The sequence below is a fragment of the Pseudoalteromonas sp. 20-92 genome (genome assembly GCF_030847595.1).
Classification (GTDB): Bacteria; Pseudomonadota; Gammaproteobacteria; order Enterobacterales; family Alteromonadaceae; genus Pseudoalteromonas; species Pseudoalteromonas fuliginea.
Window position 1 is genome coordinate 80,500 of sequence record NZ_JANJGQ010000005.1, and the last position, 15,452, is coordinate 95,951.

The 15,452-nt window shown below is 38.8% G+C and carries 15 protein-coding genes; 4 read left to right on the forward strand and 11 right to left on the reverse strand.

The window, feature by feature from the left end:
• Window positions 1-3: 3 nt before the first annotated feature.
• The 3 genes from NRL14_RS06925 (at window position 4) to NRL14_RS06935 (ending at window position 3,806) form a co-directional block, all read left to right on the forward strand.
• Window positions 4-1,329, forward strand: coding sequence for a PAS domain-containing methyl-accepting chemotaxis protein (locus tag NRL14_RS06925; protein ID WP_033038416.1), 1,326 nt, complete (start codon window positions 4-6; stop codon window positions 1,327-1,329).
• A gap of 292 nt (window positions 1,330-1,621) precedes the next feature.
• Window positions 1,622-2,689, forward strand: coding sequence for a hypothetical protein (locus NRL14_RS06930; protein WP_306724310.1), 1,068 nt, complete (start codon window positions 1,622-1,624; stop codon window positions 2,687-2,689).
• 55 nt (window positions 2,690-2,744) lie between these two features.
• Entirely contained in the window at window positions 2,745-3,806 is a 1,062-nt protein-coding gene (locus NRL14_RS06935) for a hypothetical protein (RefSeq protein ID WP_007375306.1), read from the forward strand.
• A 67-nt stretch (window positions 3,807-3,873) separates the two neighbouring features.
• Here the strand turns inward: NRL14_RS06935 and ttcA are convergent, their stop codons facing one another.
• The 11 genes from ttcA to ccoN all read right to left on the reverse strand — a co-directional run bounded on the left by ttcA (window position 3,874) and on the right by ccoN (window position 13,958).
• Window positions 3,874-4,788: a tRNA 2-thiocytidine(32) synthetase TtcA gene (gene ttcA / locus NRL14_RS06940; protein ID WP_306724311.1), complete on the reverse strand. Its 915-nt coding sequence runs from the start codon at window positions 4,786-4,788 to the stop codon at window positions 3,874-3,876.
• A gap of 157 nt (window positions 4,789-4,945) precedes the next feature.
• The gene (uspE, locus tag NRL14_RS06945) at window positions 4,946-5,878 is read right to left on the reverse strand and encodes a universal stress protein UspE (RefSeq protein WP_007375304.1); all 933 of its coding nucleotides are present in this window, start codon (window positions 5,876-5,878) and stop codon (window positions 4,946-4,948) included.
• Window positions 5,879-5,981: 103 nt separating this feature from the next.
• Window positions 5,982-6,719, reverse strand: coding sequence for an FNR family transcription factor (locus tag NRL14_RS06950; protein WP_007375303.1), 738 nt, complete (start codon window positions 6,717-6,719; stop codon window positions 5,982-5,984).
• A 42-nt stretch (window positions 6,720-6,761) separates the two neighbouring features.
• The gene (locus NRL14_RS06955; RefSeq protein WP_008139160.1) at window positions 6,762-7,433 is read right to left on the reverse strand and encodes a sulfite exporter TauE/SafE family protein; all 672 of its coding nucleotides are present in this window, start codon (window positions 7,431-7,433) and stop codon (window positions 6,762-6,764) included.
• Complete coding sequence (ccoS, locus tag NRL14_RS06960) at window positions 7,426-7,593, reverse strand: cbb3-type cytochrome oxidase assembly protein CcoS (RefSeq protein WP_002963071.1); 168 nt, start codon at window positions 7,591-7,593, stop codon at window positions 7,426-7,428. Before ccoS ends, NRL14_RS06955 begins: the two co-directional genes overlap by 8 nt.
• A complete protein-coding gene (locus NRL14_RS06965) occupies window positions 7,590-9,965 on the reverse strand; it encodes a heavy metal translocating P-type ATPase (RefSeq protein WP_306724312.1) in 2,376 nt (791 codons plus the stop codon). The genes ccoS and NRL14_RS06965 overlap by 4 nt, the downstream gene beginning before the upstream one ends.
• 8 nt (window positions 9,966-9,973) lie before the next feature.
• Window positions 9,974-10,465: a FixH family protein gene (locus tag NRL14_RS06970; RefSeq protein WP_008139162.1), complete on the reverse strand. Its 492-nt coding sequence runs from the start codon at window positions 10,463-10,465 to the stop codon at window positions 9,974-9,976.
• 149 nt (window positions 10,466-10,614) lie between these two features.
• On the reverse strand, window positions 10,615-11,649 hold the full coding sequence (gene ccoP / locus NRL14_RS06975; protein ID WP_007375299.1) for a cytochrome-c oxidase, cbb3-type subunit III: 1,035 nt from the start codon (window positions 11,647-11,649) through the stop codon (window positions 10,615-10,617).
• The gene (locus NRL14_RS06980; RefSeq protein WP_024597380.1) at window positions 11,646-11,831 is read right to left on the reverse strand and encodes a CcoQ/FixQ family Cbb3-type cytochrome c oxidase assembly chaperone; all 186 of its coding nucleotides are present in this window, start codon (window positions 11,829-11,831) and stop codon (window positions 11,646-11,648) included. The genes ccoP and NRL14_RS06980 overlap by 4 nt, the downstream gene beginning before the upstream one ends.
• A 6-nt stretch (window positions 11,832-11,837) precedes the next feature.
• On the reverse strand, window positions 11,838-12,512 hold the full coding sequence (gene ccoO / locus NRL14_RS06985; RefSeq protein WP_033016430.1) for a cytochrome-c oxidase, cbb3-type subunit II: 675 nt from the start codon (window positions 12,510-12,512) through the stop codon (window positions 11,838-11,840).
• A 12-nt stretch (window positions 12,513-12,524) separates the two neighbouring features.
• Entirely contained in the window at window positions 12,525-13,958 is a 1,434-nt protein-coding gene (gene ccoN / locus NRL14_RS06990) for a cytochrome-c oxidase, cbb3-type subunit I (protein ID WP_002961515.1), read from the reverse strand.
• 342 nt (window positions 13,959-14,300) lie between these two features.
• Between ccoN and NRL14_RS06995 the strand changes: the two genes are divergently transcribed.
• Window positions 14,301-14,726, forward strand: a complete 426-nt coding sequence (locus NRL14_RS06995) for a hypothetical protein (protein WP_306724313.1) — start codon at window positions 14,301-14,303, stop codon at window positions 14,724-14,726.
• Window positions 14,727-15,452: the final 726 nt, after the last annotated feature.

Below are 15,452 nucleotides of genomic sequence, written 5' to 3' on the forward strand. Positions count from 1 at the left end.
TTAATGTTTTTTTCTAAAAATAAGCAAAATGAAATAGCCTCTTTAAAAGCAGAACTCTATCCGTTACAACAAGTGTGGGAAGGGCTTTACCGAGAGATGTTAGTACTAAACATTCTTTATGATGGTAGAATTTCGCACGCTAATGATAGGTTTTTAGAAAACTTAGGCTACAACGAAGACGATCTTACTAATAACTCTTTTGATGATTTTATTACTGAGTCGTCTCGTCAATCTTCAGAATTTAAAAGCCTACAGCAAGCTATAAAAAAAGAAGGACATTGGGGAGGTGCATTACAAATTGCGCGCGGTGATGGTAAAGCTGAATGGTTACGTTTAATAGTACACCCAGTAAAAGGTGAGCAAGACCAGCTGCTCTATTTTTCTATATTCGGGAGTGTACTTACAAAAACAATTACAGCTTCTCGCGAGCAAAGCGACACTATTAAAGCAATATATCGCTCTATGGCTGTAATCGAATTTGATTTAGAAGGACATGTTTTAAAAGCTAATGATCAATTTTTGGTAGCTATGGGCTATAAAGAAAGTGAAATTATAGGCAAGCACCACCGTACATTTTGTGAGGGATCAGAAGCAAACTCTCAAGAGTACTTGCAATTTTGGACTAAGTTACGGGAAGGAAAATTTATTGCGGAACGTTTTAAGCGCGTAGATAAACATGGCAATATTGTATGGTTAGAAGCGTCATACAATCCAATCTCAAATGATGCAAATGAACTTTATAAAGTAATGAAATTCGCGACAGTTATTACAGAGCAAGTAAATCAAGAAATAGCAATATCACAAGCGGCCGAAATTGCTCATGGCACCTCAACCCAAACCGATAAAAAAGCAGAGCAAGGTGCGCTTGTTATACAAGATACAGTCGCTGTTATGACTGAGTTGGCCGTTAACATGGAGCAAGCTGCTAGTGAAATATCAGCGCTCGATCAGCAGTCACAACAAATTGCGAGCATTGTACAAAGTATCAGCAGTATTGCCGAACAAACAAATTTATTAGCGTTGAATGCCGCAATTGAAGCAGCTAGGGCTGGAGAGCAAGGTCGAGGTTTTGCTGTTGTTGCAGACGAAGTAAGGTTGCTTGCATCGCGTACCTCAAAAGCAACAGAAGAAATTGTTGAAGTTGTGCAGCGTAATCAATCACAGACACAAAATACGGTGGCTGTAATCGAGAAAGGTAAAGAGAAAGCAGAGCAAGGTTTAGCATTATCTAAAGAGTCAGGTGATGTGATGCAGGAAATTCAACAAGGTGCGCAAGAAGTTGTGAATGCTATAGGGCAATTTACTAATGAACTTAAAGCCAACGGTTAGATTAGTTTTGTCCTTATTCTATAGCGGGCACTTTTAATGGTGCTCGTTTTAATCTTATACCTCAATATCCCCCTGAAACTCATTTAATAATTTCATATTTAACAATTATACCTTTGTTAACTCATTAATCAGTATGAAATAAATTCCCACCCCTCCTAAATGATAATAAGTTGTTGCATTTTTGTTCGTTGTTCCTAATACTAGTGAGCGCCTAGGTTGACAAGCTTACGCAAACCAACATGAATACCTTAAATGATAATAAAATATTACGTACACAACATTAAGGAATTGTATGAACAACAAATACACACACAAATTAATTAAGCCAAGCCACCTAATCGGTGCGGGACTTGCTATGTTAATGAGCTTTTCTGCAGCGAGTAAAGACTACAAAATTATATTAATTCATGGCTTACAAACCTCGCAAATAACAAATAAATCAGGCAGTGATGTTGTCAATGATGGTGAAACATATTGGCAATCGTACTGGAATAATCGCGCTGACGAACGCATTGATTGGCCTTCATACGAGCGTGTAGAGGGTAAAATAGCCACTGATTGGGTTTGGCCTAAGTTGAAACAAATTTCGCGTTCTAATTTGTGTAACGATGGCTGTGTGCTTGTAACTCATTCTACAGGTGACTTAGTTGCACGCCATATTATTGATAATCAAGAAAACTGGTTAGAAAACGCGGGGCTACAACCGCTTAATATTGTTGCTACGTTTGATTTGGCAGGGGCTGGCGGTGGAAGTGAGCTCGCTGATATTGCAGTGAGTGCATTAACAGGTGCTTCATGGAACTTTGCGATAGATGCTGCACTCAAATGGTGGTTAGGCAGCGATGTAACGCAAGCAATTGGTGTATTACACGATTTAAAAGTAAATAATGCACGTAAAATTTCACCATTTCCTGACGCACGCACACCACGCTTACGTTTTGTTGCTGATGGTAATGCATACTTAGGCCTAACGGGTGGTTTTTTAAGAGGTAACGATGACTCCGTTGTAGCATCACACTCATCATGTGGGGCAAGTTCTGTAGGATCGTTTGGAAGCTGTAGCCGCAGTATCGATACAGATGGACAGTTAGATTCACAAGGCGATGCAGTAACAAGCTTTATGCCAAACCATTATCCTATGATGATGAGTGATAGCTATAGCCACAATGAAATTCATAATGCACAACGCAAAGGTAATGTAACTATTGCGATGAATAATGTGAATGTTGATGGCCAAAACGTAGGTTTTAATACGTTTGATGAATCAACAGGTACTTGGTTTTGGAAAAAACAATACCGCTACATAAAGGATTCTAATAATTTAAGTGCATCGGCGCTTATTTATAATGTGATTCCATAATATAAAAGCGTGCAGTTACTAACTGCACGCTTTATGCAGGATATGAATATAGCCTATGAAAAAATTTTATCTGATCACTTTAATCATTAGCGTTGCTTTATTTGTGCTGTGGTTTACAAATAATAATGACTCAAAAAAACTGGATGAGACAGAAAAAAAACCAATATCAAAGTCTCTTAGTGCCCCAAATACAGATCCTGTAAAAGTAATAGCCATTGATGTACCTAAAGTAAAAAAAACACCATCTAAACAACAAATTGCTTTTAATGAAGATTTAACAAAAGCAGCTGAACAAATAGTTATGCAATACGAAAGTGCACTTAAATTTCCTCCTTATTCTCAACCGTTGAGCACATTAGATGAGGATCGTCTAAAGCCAAACCAGTTTTATCCGGTATCGAGCCCAATTGACGAAACTGGCTCTGCGCTTACGTTAAGCCTTGAGCAGTATCGTTTTGTATACCCAGAAGAAATAAGGTTAAACGTAAGCGCGCAAGGGCTCGGTAAAGTGGTGGTTGAGCTGGCAAATACAGACACAAAAGAGGTATTAAATACTCATACTGGCAGTGCACACGAAGGAGAGGCGAGTATAACGTTTAAAGCTAAAGAAGATTATCCTCGTAGTTTACAATTGTTTGTAGAGGCTGATGTGGCAGGTAAAAAAGTACCCGTAGTTGCGCAAATTCAATATATGCCACCAAGTGCAACCTTAATTGGCTTTAATACAGCCTATGCACAAAATGAAAATATGCTTATACCAGCAAATCTAACCGTCATAAAAAGCGGTTTATATCGGGTGAGAGCTAATTTATATAATGGTGATACACCACTAGCTCACTTAGTATCAAAGAAGAGGTTAACGCAGGGGAGTCAAACACTTAATCTAAAAGCTCACTGGTCTGTATTACCACAAGGTATTACAGAAATGCGCTTAAGTGACTTTGTTGTTGAGAGAATGTCACCAAGCCCAGGTGAGCGAAACAGCTTTGGGAATAGTGAAATAAGTCAATTTGATATTAACGATTTTTCGTACGATAGCTTGCAGCAATTACCCTATCAGGCTAATGCACAAGAAAAGCTGAGCTTGGAGTTTTTACAAGGCTTAGCTGAGAGTTGAAAATAGAGCGTAATACTAAATTGGTAAATTATAAGGGTTTGTATATAAATACAAACCCTTAAATTAGTTAGCTTAGGTTTATAGTAGCTACACTTGGCGCTTCTTGTTCATCAAGTTCATTTGTAACAGGCACTTTAGGAATGTCGGGTTTATCAAGGGCGATATCACCACCATTAATTACTTCACCGGTTTGTAAATTTTTAAAATCAAATAGATCAGCATCGGCCAAATGCGAAGGAACTATATTTTGCATTGCAGTAAAAATGCTTTCTATACGTCCTGGGTGCTCAGCATCCCATTTAGCGAGCATCGCTTTTGTATGTTTACGTTGTAAGTTTTCTTGCGAGCCACATAAATTACAAGGAATAATAGGGTAACCTTGTGCAAATGCGTATTGGGCTATATCGGTTTCTCTGCAATATGCAAGCGGGCGAATAACCATGTGCTCACCGTTATCACTCATTAATTTAGCGGGCATACTCTTTAGTTTACCGCCGTAAAACATATTTAAAAACAAGGTTTCAATCATGTCGTCGCGATGATGGCCAAGCGCAATTTTTGTAGCACCTAGCTCTTTTGCTGTGCGGTATAAAATACCACGACGTAAACGAGAGCAAAGTGAACAGGTTGTTTTCCCTTCAGGAATAATATCAGTAACAATACTGTAAGTATCTTCTTCTACAATTTTGTATTCAACATTTAATTTATCAAGGTATTGGGGCAATACATGCTCAGGAAAATCTGGTTGTTTTTGATCAAGGTTTACAACAACTAGATCAAACTTTATTGGTGCAACACGTTTTAAATGCTGCAGCATTTCAAGCATTGTATAGCTGTCTTTGCCACCTGATAAACACACCATTATACGGTCACCTTCTTCAATCATATTGAAGTCCATAACGGCTTGACCAGTTTGGCGACGTAAACGCTTTTGCAGCTTATTTAAGTTAAATTGAGCTTTAGCTTGATCTGAGTGTGACAATTACGCCCCCTAGTAAAACAATGCAGCAAAGTTATTTGCTAAAAATAAAGGGGCGTATTATACCCAAACCACCTGAATATGCGAGTTTAGGATGTAATTAAACGCGGTATTTTTAGCAAGTAAGGTACGTGCTGTTATTTGCTAAAAAATTTTTTGGTTAATCTAGCTTTTTTGCCAACGGGCTTACGTAACCATCGGGTTTAAGTGCCAATACATCGCAGTCAAGGCTATCAATTACATGCTCTGCAGTATTACCTACAAGTGCTGCACTTAAACCTGTACGACCTACAGTACCAATAACAACCAATTCACTATTTAATCGCTTAGCCACATCAGGAATTACATCCTCTGGTAAGCCTTCTTCAATAAAACATTGTTCTTGGCTTAAATTAAATTCAGCGGCAAGTTCATTGGTTGATTCGTGGTGATGTTTTTTAACTGATTCGTTATAAAGTCCAGGGTTAAACTCAGGGATTTCGATAGCGATATTAACGGGGGTTGCAGGGTAGGCATTAACTAAATTGAGTGTTGCATTGGCGAGTCCACATAAAAATTGTGCATCTTTGATAACTCGTTTATTAAGTGCTACATGTTCTTCGTTTTCACTAACTGCATTTACAGCAGCTAAAATATTTCCGTTTGCTGGCCATGCCATTTCTTTTACAAACAATACCGGAGCTGGGCATTTACGTACTAAGTGCCAATCTGTAGGGGTGAAAATAACGGATTTAAGTGCACCATGTTGATGTGTGCCTTTAATTACTAAATCGTACTTTTCATCAATTACGGCATCAATAATAGCTTCATAAGGGCGGTTATGCCATACAACTTGAGTTTCAATACTTATATCTTTGTAGGGAGAAACCAAATCACTTAGCCATAGTTCGCGGTCTTTAACAACAGCGTCGCGCATAGCTTCTCGTTCATCGCCAGAGAGCATTGTGGTCATTTCATAAGAGAAGTCATAAACCGTCATAAAGGCGGTAATACTTGCGCCAGATTTCTTAGCTAAATCTATTGAACGTGCTAAACCGTGTTGATCGTCTTTGGTAGGGTCAATAACTGCAATAATGCGTTTAATAGTGTCCATGTGCTACTCCATTTACTTAACGGGTGTATTTTTAGTGTAACGTAAATACAAAACAGTTAAAGGGGTAGCACATAAATTGTTGTTCTAAATCAAACTATTTTATTTAGCAAGATTTAACAATTGCTGCGGCTTTAGCTAATGCATTGTTATCTAAAATAGTAATAAATTTACCTTCTACTTTAATTAAGTCAGCTTTTTGAAAACGGCTTAATAAGCGGCTAATAGTTTCTACGGTAAGGCCTAAGTAGTTACCTATTTCACCACGAGTCATGGTAAATCTAAATTCTTTACGCGAAAAACCACGCTCGCCAAAACGCTCTGACAGGTTATAAATAAAACTAGCTAAGCGTTCTTCTGCTGATTTTTTATTAAGTAATAACAGCATTTCTTGATCGTATGTAATCTCACTGCTCATTAAACGCATAATTTGTTGACGAAGTTTTGGTAATTTACCAGCAAGTTCATCAAGTGTATCAAATGGAATTTCGCATACCATTGACGTTTCGAGTGCTTGCGAAAAGCTCTGATGCGCCATTTTGCTTATCGCGTCAAAGCCCACCAAATCGCCCGCTAAATGAAATCCGGTTATTTGCTCATCGCCTTGTTCTGATAGTGTATAAGATTTAAATGAACCTGAACGTACTGCATAAATAGCTTGTAAAGGGGCGCCTGATTCAAATAAGTAGTCGCCTTTATGGAGTGGTTTTTTTCGCTCAATAATTTCGTCAAGCTTATCCATTTCTTGGCCATTGAGTGAAAATGGCAAACACAATTGACTGATACTGCAGTTATTACAGCTAATAGCACAATTGCTTTTAGCGCGACTTTGAGAGAAATCCATATTTTAATCCGTTTTTAATTTTTATGCACGACGTTGTCTAGATTAGTGTACCAGCTTGTCGGTTGCAATAATCAATAAGTAGATACCATACCAAATTATAACACTGCCTAATACAATGCGAGTCCATGGATGGTTAATAATACTATTTAGCTTTTGTGCGGTGATACCTAGAGTGATCATTGCCGGAAAAGTACCTAAAGCAAAACAAAGCATCACTAAAGCGCCATCTAAAGCACTTGGACTAGTCATCGCCCATGTAAGCGCTGAGTATACAAGTCCACAAGGCAGCCAGCCCCACAATGCACCGTAACCTAGGGCTTTAAAAGGAGAGTTAATAGGCATTAAATATTTATTTAGCTTAACAATGTGTTGCCATACCAAGGTTCTACCTATTTTCTCTAACCACTGCAGCGTAGGGCCCAAGCGCATTATATATATGCCGACTAGGAGCATAAAAATAGCTGCAATGAATGAAAGGGCTAAAGAAAAAGACGTATTTTGCCTAGCAAATTGACTGCTAATACCAGCAACAAGCGCGCCTGCTGCCATGTAGCTAAGTGCGCGTCCAATATTATAAGCAAATGAATAGGTAAATGTTTTACGTTTGTCGCTTGCCAGTTGTAATGAGCTTGCAATACCGCCGCACATAGCAATGCAATGGCCGCTACCTATTAGCCCCATTAAAAATGCACTGGTATAAAGAGGATCAATCATTACTTTTGTTGTGTTGCTCTTTGTCGTCTTCAAACAAAATACTATGACCTTGTTTGTTTAAATCAGAAAACTGCTCACTTTTTACGGCCCAAAAAAACACGCCAATAGCAATAATGACAAATAAAATGGCAATGGGGATCAAAATGTAAATTATGCTCATAACTTTAATAGCCTTAGTGAATTACTAATCACGATAATTGAGCTGGCAGACATGCCAATAACAGCCATCCACGGAGCAACTAAGCCTAATGCCGCCAATGGTAATATGGACGCATTATACAATAGAGACAGCGCAAGGTTTTGCTTAATAATACGTCTTGTTTGTTTTGCCACATTGAGTAAATGATCGATTGAAGCTAAATCGCTATTAAGAAGCACTACATCGGCGCTATTTTTTGATATGTCAGCACCTGTTTCCATTGCAATGGATAAGTGTGCACTGGCAAATACAGGACTGTCGTTTACGCCATCGCCGACCATTGCAACTACTTCGTTTTGTGACGCCCATTGTTCAACGGCTGTTTGTTTATCTTGTGGCGAACATCCAGATTGCACACTTTCAAGGCTGAGTTGTTTAGCTACTTTTTGCCCAGCATCTGATGCGTCACCGGTTAACATATGACACGTTAAATTTTGCGATTGAAGTGAGCCTATAAGCTTTTGAGCATCGTTTTTCACTTTATCAATAAAGTAAAAACGTGCTACAACTTGCTTATTAATATACAAGCTCGCTTGTGCATTTGATTTTTTGCTATCAAACCAACCACTTTTACCAATTGCGTAATGATTGTTTGCATCTTGTGCGCTAATTCCCAGACCTGGATGCACTTCAACGTTATCAAGGTTGTGGTGAGCAGGGGTAATTTCATCAAATGCGCTGGCTATAGGGTGTTCAGAATAACGCTCTAACATAGCTGCCATATCTAGCACTTGCGCTTTTGTGTATTGCTTATCGATTATATCCACTTCATCAAGGCTAAATTTACCTTGGGTGAGCGTGCCTGTTTTATCAAACGCAAATAACGTAATTTGTGAGAGTGTTTCGAGCACATGTGCTTGTTTTATCAACACGCCTTTACGAGTAAGTGTTGCAACCGCGCATGTAAGTGCGGTTGGTATCGCTAAACTCAGGGCACATGGGCAGGTAGCAACTAAAACCGAAATGGTGATCCAAAATGCGTGTTCAGGGTCAATTTGGTACCAGCCAATAGCTGTAAGTGAAGCAAATATAAGTAAAGACGCAATAAACCATTGCGCTACTTTATCTGTAATTTCAACCAGTTTAGGGCGCTTGGTTAAAGCGTTATGTTGCAGGCGTATAATTTGGTTTAAAAGCGTATTTTGACCAATTTTATTAATTTTTATTTCAATAAAGCCGTCGTGGTTAACGCAACCGGCATAGACATTGTGGCCGATAAATTTTGTAACGGGTTGGTGTTCGCCCGTCATCATTGATTCATCAACCGTAGTTTTACCTTTAATAAGTTCGCCGTCGGCCGGAATTGTTTCACCGGCTTTAATAAGCACTACATCATTAAGCTTTAGTTTTTTTGCTGCAATTATAAGCTCTTCGCCACTTTCGTTAATGGTGCGGGCTGTTAGTGGTAATAATTTTTGTAAGTTGGCAGTAAACTCGCTCGCTTTTAAACGCGCTCTAAATTCAAGATACTTACCTAATAAAAGTAAAAAGGTAAACATGCACACAGATTCAAAATATACTTCGCCGACTTGCATAAATGTGGCGTAACAACTTGCACCAAACGCACCAAAAATAGCCAGTGATACGGGTAAATCCATATTGAGCTGTTTTGCTTTTAGTCCATTTATAGCATTGGTTAAAAAGGGCAGTGCACTGTATAAAATAACCGGAGAGGCTAGTACTAAGCTGATCCATCTAAAATACTGCTCAAAATTGCTGTCCATGCCGGAGAACATGCCAAAGTACATGGCAAACGCAAACATCATAACTTGCATGGTCATTAAGCCTGCAACACCTAAGCGGCGAATATAGGCTTTGGCGGTTTGCTGTTTTTGTTGTGCTTCAATATCTGATTGAAACGGGTAGGCTTTATAACCAATTTTAGCTAAGGAAGTAATAACTTCACTTAATGGGGTACTGGTTTTATCCCATTGGATCATCGCGCGATTGGTAGATGTGTTTACATCAACACGTTTAACTGAGGTTAAATTTAAAAGTTGTTTTTCGATTAGCCATGCACATGCTGCGCAGGTTATACCTTCAACGCTCAATAATACCTCTGAGATATTATCGTTAGTGGCTATAAATTCGTCTTGAATGTCTTCGTTGTCATAACTTTTTATAAATGCGAGTTGCTCAGGTACTAGCTGTTCGACTTTTCCAGCGCGAACTGTTCGGTATTTATAGTAGTCGGTCATACCTTGATCAACAATATTTTGCGCAACAGCTTGGCAGCCAATGCAACACATCGGCTGGGCTTTATCGTCAATGATAACGCTTGCGCTAAATCCGGTTGGCACACTTTCAAGGCAATGAAAGCAAAAGTTAGACATAGTAATGACTACTTATAGTTAGGATTAACTAAAACGGTTTCAGCCGTCGGTAGAACAATGTTCTCTTTTAGTTTCCAACTACCATCAATTGGCTCAATAAATACAGAATATGCACCCGGTGTGTACTCATCAAGTAATGCAGTAAACTCTTGATTGGCATTAGGAGTAAGTGTGGCTTCAAAGTCATGCGCTTTAATGGTGCGATGGTAAAACGAGAGCTTTAATACATGCACATTGCTGCTATCGCCTTTTGTAAATTTAAAGCTTACACGTTCATTAGTAACATTTAATTCGCCGTGTAAATAAAGTGCTTTTGCTTTTTCAAACTTGGTTAATTCTAAGTTTATTGCTTTCCCTTTTTTGTAGTAGTCGTCAACAACCATATCTGGGCCGTTACCTATCGCCGTAATAAACAAGCTAATACAGCCAATAATGGCAACTAACGGAAAAAAGATTAAAAACCAAGGCCAAAAATTTTTATACCACGGAGTAGGTTGCATAGTGTCTCTAAAATTAGTTTAGGAAGCATTATTTTATAGGAATTATACGTAAAAGACTAAAAAAAAGCCTCACAGTGGAGGCTTTTTTGATCTGGATTAATCTATTGAATTAAATAAATTAATTTATAAACATTTTATTAACCGCGTGCTTATTTATCTTGCGATAAACTGTAAACGTAGGCTGTTAATAAGTGAATCTTATCTTCACCTAAAATGTCTTTCCAAGCAGGCATTACACCAGCACGGCCGTGGTTAAGCGTTTCTTCAACAGCGCGTTGAGAGCCACCGTATAACCAAATGTTATCAGTCAGGTTAGGTGCGCCAAATGGTAGGTTATGTGCAACCGACCCTTTACCATCAGCACCGTGACATGCGGCGCACATTGCAAACTTAGCGGCGCCTGCTGCTGCATCTTTTTGGTTAACAGTACGGCCAGAAAGGCTCAGCACATGTGCTGTCATTTCTTTAACGCCTTGCTCGCCAAGAGCTGGGCCCCAAGCAGGCATCGCTGCAATACGACCATTAAGCAGAGTTTCTCTAATTTTGTCTGGTGTACCGCCATATAACCAATCTTTATCAGTTAGGTTAGGGAAGCCAGTTCCACCACGCGCATCAGAGCCGTGACATTGCGCACAGTTTTGTGAGAATAAACGCTGACCAATTTCGATGGCTAATTGGCCATCTGTTTGCTCATGTTTGTCGCCATTTTTTAGAGCAACTTGCTGCGCTGCGTCACCTTCAAACTTAGAATTAACTAAATCTAAAACCGGCACTTGTGCAAGTCGGTTAAAAATAGGACCAAAGCGTTCTTCTGCGGCTTCGTACTCTTTATCGAGTTTAACAAAACGACCTTCAGCTTTGGCCTCTGCAACTGCTTTTTTAGACTCAGCTAAAGACGTAATACCTTGATTAGAACTAGTCCATTTACCTAAACCTTCCCAGTTACCTAAACCTGGGTAAGCTGCAAGGTAATATACTGACCAAATAAAAGTTGCGAAAAACATGTAAGTCCACCATTTTGGTAGTGGATTATTTAGCTCTTCAATGCCGTCAAATTCATGTCCACAGCTTTCACCTTCTTTTACGCCAGCATAGTTTTTTAAGTTCCAAACTAATAAGCCAAAGATGATGCATAAGCATGCAAGGGTTAATACAATAACCCAAATACTCCAAAAGCTAGTCATTTTTCAGACTCCTTTTCCTCGTTAGAGAGTGTGTTGTTATGTTTTTTTTCATCTTCGAAAATGGCATTAGCAGCGCTATCAAAACGATTTTTGCTACGCTTGCTATATGCCCATACAACAATCACAATAAACAATACTAAAATTACCAGAGTCAAAATGCCTCTGTATGTTCCGTAATCCATAATAATTTACTTCAAGTGGGTACCAAGTTGCTGTAAATACGCGATTAGAGCTTGCATCTCCGTTGCGCCTTCGCCGTTATTCATAGCGTTAACTTTTTCAACATCAGCTTTAAGTTCTTCGTCGCTGCCATAACCTAGGCCCGGGTGTTTAGGGTTTTCTGGGTTAATAGCAAAAGTATCACGGAAAATTTGTAGTTTTTTCAGAGTCAGGCTTGTATCTACCTTATCCTCTGCTAACCAAGGAAAACCTGGCATATTCGACTCAGGAACCACGGCACGTGGGTCAACTAAGTGAGCATAATGCCAATCGTCCGAGTAACGTTTACCAACGCGAGCAAGGTCAGGACCAGTACGTTTAGAACCCCATTGAAAAGGGTGATCCCATACTGATTCGCCTGCTACAGAGTAGTGACCGTAACGCTCAACTTCATCACGAAAAGGGCGGATCATTTGTGAGTGACAGTTATAACAACCTTCACGTACATATATATCACGGCCTTCCATTTCTAAAGCGTTAAGAGGGCGTAGGCCTTCTACTGGTTTAGTTGTGTCGTCTTGGAACATTAGCGGAGTAATTTCAACTAATGCACCAAAGCTGATAGCAAAAACAGTCAGAATAGCCATAAGGCCAACGTTTTTTTCTACTATCTCATGTTTATTTTGTGAATTTTTATTGCTCATCATCTCACTCCGTTATGCTAATTGTGCTTGCGCGTCTAACTTCAGAGATTCTTTCTCAGCTGAAATTGTACGGAAAACGTTATAAGCCATAACTAACATGCCTGTTACGATGAATACACCGCCTACAAAACGCATGATGTAGAAAGGATGCGACGCTTCTAAAGACTGCACAAAGCTGTACATTAATGTACCGTCAGCATTCACTGCACGCCACATTAGACCTTGCATTACACCAGAGATCCACATTGCAACAATGTATAAAACAACACCTACAGTGTGTAACCAGAAGTGGGTATTAACCAATTTAACGCTATACATACGACCTTGCGCAAATAACGCAGGAATTAAGTGGTAAATAGCACCAATTGAAATCATAGCAACCCAACCTAGCGCACCTGAGTGTACGTGGCCGATTGTCCAATCTGTGTAGTGAGATAACGCATTTACAGATTTAATTGCCATCATAGGACCTTCAAACGTAGACATACCGTAGAAAGACAATGAAACAACTAAGAAACGCAGTACTGGATCAGTGCGTAGTTTATGCCACGCGCCAGACAGTGTCATAATACCGTTAATCATACCACCCCAAGACGGTACGAATAGGATAATAGACATAACCATACCTAAACTTTGCGTCCAATCAGGAAGCGCAGTGTAGTGAAGGTGGTGAGGACCAGCCCAGATATATAATGAAATTAGTGCCCAAAAGTGAACTACCGATAAACGGTATGAGTAAACTGGGCGACCTGCTTGTTTTGGTACAAAGTAGTACATCATACCTAAGAAACCAGCAGTTAATAGGAAACCTACAGCGTTATGACCGTACCACCACTGAACCATAGCATCTACCGCACCTGCATAGATTGAGTATGATTTAGTTAACGACACAGGCACAGCCATGCTGTTTACAATATGAAGCACTGCAACAGTAATTATAAAGCCAGCATAGAACCAGTTAGCAACATAAATGTGCGACACTTTACGCTTGATTAAAGTACCAAAGAATACAATGGCGTAAACAATCCAAACCACAGCGATTAAAATATCGATTGGCCACTCAAGTTCTGCATATTCTTTTGAGCTAGTAATACCTAAAGGAAGCGTTATTACTGCTAATACTATAACCAGCTGCCAGCCCCAAAATGAAAAGGCGGCGAGTTTGTCTGAGAAAAGACGCGTTTGACAAGTACGTTGTACGACGTAATAAGACGTCGCAAAAAGTGCACTAGTACCAAATGCGAAAATTACTGCGTTCGTGTGTAACGGACGTAGTCGAGAGTATGTTAACCATGGTGTATCAAAGTTAAGTGCTGGCCAAGCTAATTGGGCAGCAATCAGAACCCCAATACTCATGCCAACGATGCCCCAAATCACTGTCATAATAGCGAATTGGCGTACAACTTTATAGTTATACTCAGTTTGTGATGCTACTGTTTGGCTCATTTTCTGGCTTCCGCTGCAATAAATGCGTTTAGAAATGAATTACCCACTTTTAAAAAGTGGGGCCTACTATTACTTCACAAGCATGTTACCTAAAACGTTCAAAGCATGAATGCTTCAGAAAACAAACTCGAGAAACCCTTAATTTTTGCGGGTGAAATGATAAATTTTTTGACCTAAAAAAGATAGGTCAATTACGTAATATTATGACATCAATCAAACTTTGTGAGCTTGTTGTTTATTTTTTGATACAGTTTGTGCCATATTTCGACTAATAGTAACACTCCCACTTGTTATTTATAGACCCGATTATTAGTATTCGCTTTTATTTACAGCGAGATTGTTATGCTTATATATAGATTACCCATATTTTTTGTAGCGTTTTTTTTATTAATAGCATGTGATTTTTCTGAAAAAAATGAAGCCCAGCTTCTAAAAACAACGCAATGTGATGCCAATTTACCATGTACTTTCCCAAGTGGTGTTAAAGTATGGTTAAGCAATTCTACACTTTCCCCCGAAACTCCATTTACAATTTTCAGTGAGCTACCAAACGGGTTGCACATTACAGACGCAAAATTAAAAGGCGTTACTATGTATATGGGGTACATACCTCAACAGTTCATAAGAAAGGGTGGACTTTGGCAAAGCAACACTATGGTCGGTATTTGCTCTGAAAAGAATATGCTTTGGCGCTTGGAGCTCACAATACTTAATCAAACATCTTTAGTAGAACAGATACTTAACTATAATTTTTATGTAACGTACTAACATATAAAGTTACGATATTTAAATTAATTAGATCACTCAGAAGCGGTTTATCTTTCGAGATTGAATTTTCAGCAGAATGCATCGTTTTTAGGCAGCGTACGCCTGCGCAGTATTTTTATTTCAACCAAGCGGTGATAACACAGTATAAATGCCAAACATGTGCCGCCCTATGAATTAGACCTAGGGATGATTTCCCTTTGTAGCTCGCTTTTTTAGCCTGCAAGGTTACAAATCTCGCGCCGTGATTAAATTCCATTACGTAGAACAAACTTAATTCTGCAAGGTCAACAGTCCTTAAAGCTTTTACATAAATTAGTACGTATTAAGTTTTTATTGATTGGGTAGGAACTTATTAAAGTGATGACGCAATTTATGACCTAACCTTGTTGATAGCCATTCCTAGTTTATATCCACAGTCCTACACTAAAGAATAAGTAATCCGATTTCAGGTTAAGCAAAGCCCAGTTCTGATCACTTGTAACTACTAGGCCAGCAAAAAACATTTTAAAGAGATATTTTGAACAGCGAGTATTTAGTGTTTAATAATTATTGTCAGCTATCTATAAAGTAACGGTACGAAACAGGCTTTTACTTAAGCTAAAAAGTAAATGTATGCTTTTAAAATAAATATCTAAAAGTAAGCCATGGCTAAAATTATATTTACTTTTGATGTGATTTTAAAAAGTTCATTTTTAATGTTTCCTGAATAAAAAATTTCTCCTTAAA

Excerpts from the sequence above, each read along its gene's own strand:
- NRL14_RS06955 (WP_008139160.1), bottom strand. The coding sequence starts at position 7,433 with ATGATTGATCCTCTTTATACCAGTGCATTTTTAATGGGGCTAATAGGT.
- NRL14_RS06950 (WP_007375303.1), bottom strand. The coding sequence starts at position 6,719 with ATGGATTTCTCTCAAAGTCGCGCTAAAAGCAATTGTGCTATTAGCTGT.
- ccoS (WP_002963071.1), bottom strand. The coding sequence starts at position 7,593 with ATGAGCATAATTTACATTTTGATCCCCATTGCCATTTTATTTGTCATT.
- ccoN (WP_002961515.1), bottom strand. The coding sequence starts at position 13,958 with ATGAGCCAAACAGTAGCATCACAAACTGAGTATAACTATAAAGTTGTA.
- uspE (WP_007375304.1), bottom strand. The coding sequence starts at position 5,878 with ATGGACACTATTAAACGCATTATTGCAGTTATTGACCCTACCAAAGAC.
- NRL14_RS06965 (WP_306724312.1), bottom strand. The coding sequence starts at position 9,965 with ATGTCTAACTTTTGCTTTCATTGCCTTGAAAGTGTGCCAACCGGATTT.
- NRL14_RS06935 (WP_007375306.1), top strand. The coding sequence starts at position 2,745 with ATGAAAAAATTTTATCTGATCACTTTAATCATTAGCGTTGCTTTATTT.
- NRL14_RS06970 (WP_008139162.1), bottom strand. The coding sequence starts at position 10,465 with ATGCAACCTACTCCGTGGTATAAAAATTTTTGGCCTTGGTTTTTAATC.
- NRL14_RS06930 (WP_306724310.1), top strand. The coding sequence starts at position 1,622 with ATGAACAACAAATACACACACAAATTAATTAAGCCAAGCCACCTAATC.
- ccoP (WP_007375299.1), bottom strand. The coding sequence starts at position 11,649 with ATGACTAGCTTTTGGAGTATTTGGGTTATTGTATTAACCCTTGCATGC.
- NRL14_RS06980 (WP_024597380.1), bottom strand. The coding sequence starts at position 11,831 with ATGGATTACGGAACATACAGAGGCATTTTGACTCTGGTAATTTTAGTA.
- NRL14_RS06995 (WP_306724313.1), top strand. The coding sequence starts at position 14,301 with ATGCTTATATATAGATTACCCATATTTTTTGTAGCGTTTTTTTTATTA.
- NRL14_RS06925 (WP_033038416.1), top strand. The coding sequence starts at position 4 with ATGTTTTTTTCTAAAAATAAGCAAAATGAAATAGCCTCTTTAAAAGCA.
- ccoO (WP_033016430.1), bottom strand. The coding sequence starts at position 12,512 with ATGAGCAATAAAAATTCACAAAATAAACATGAGATAGTAGAAAAAAAC.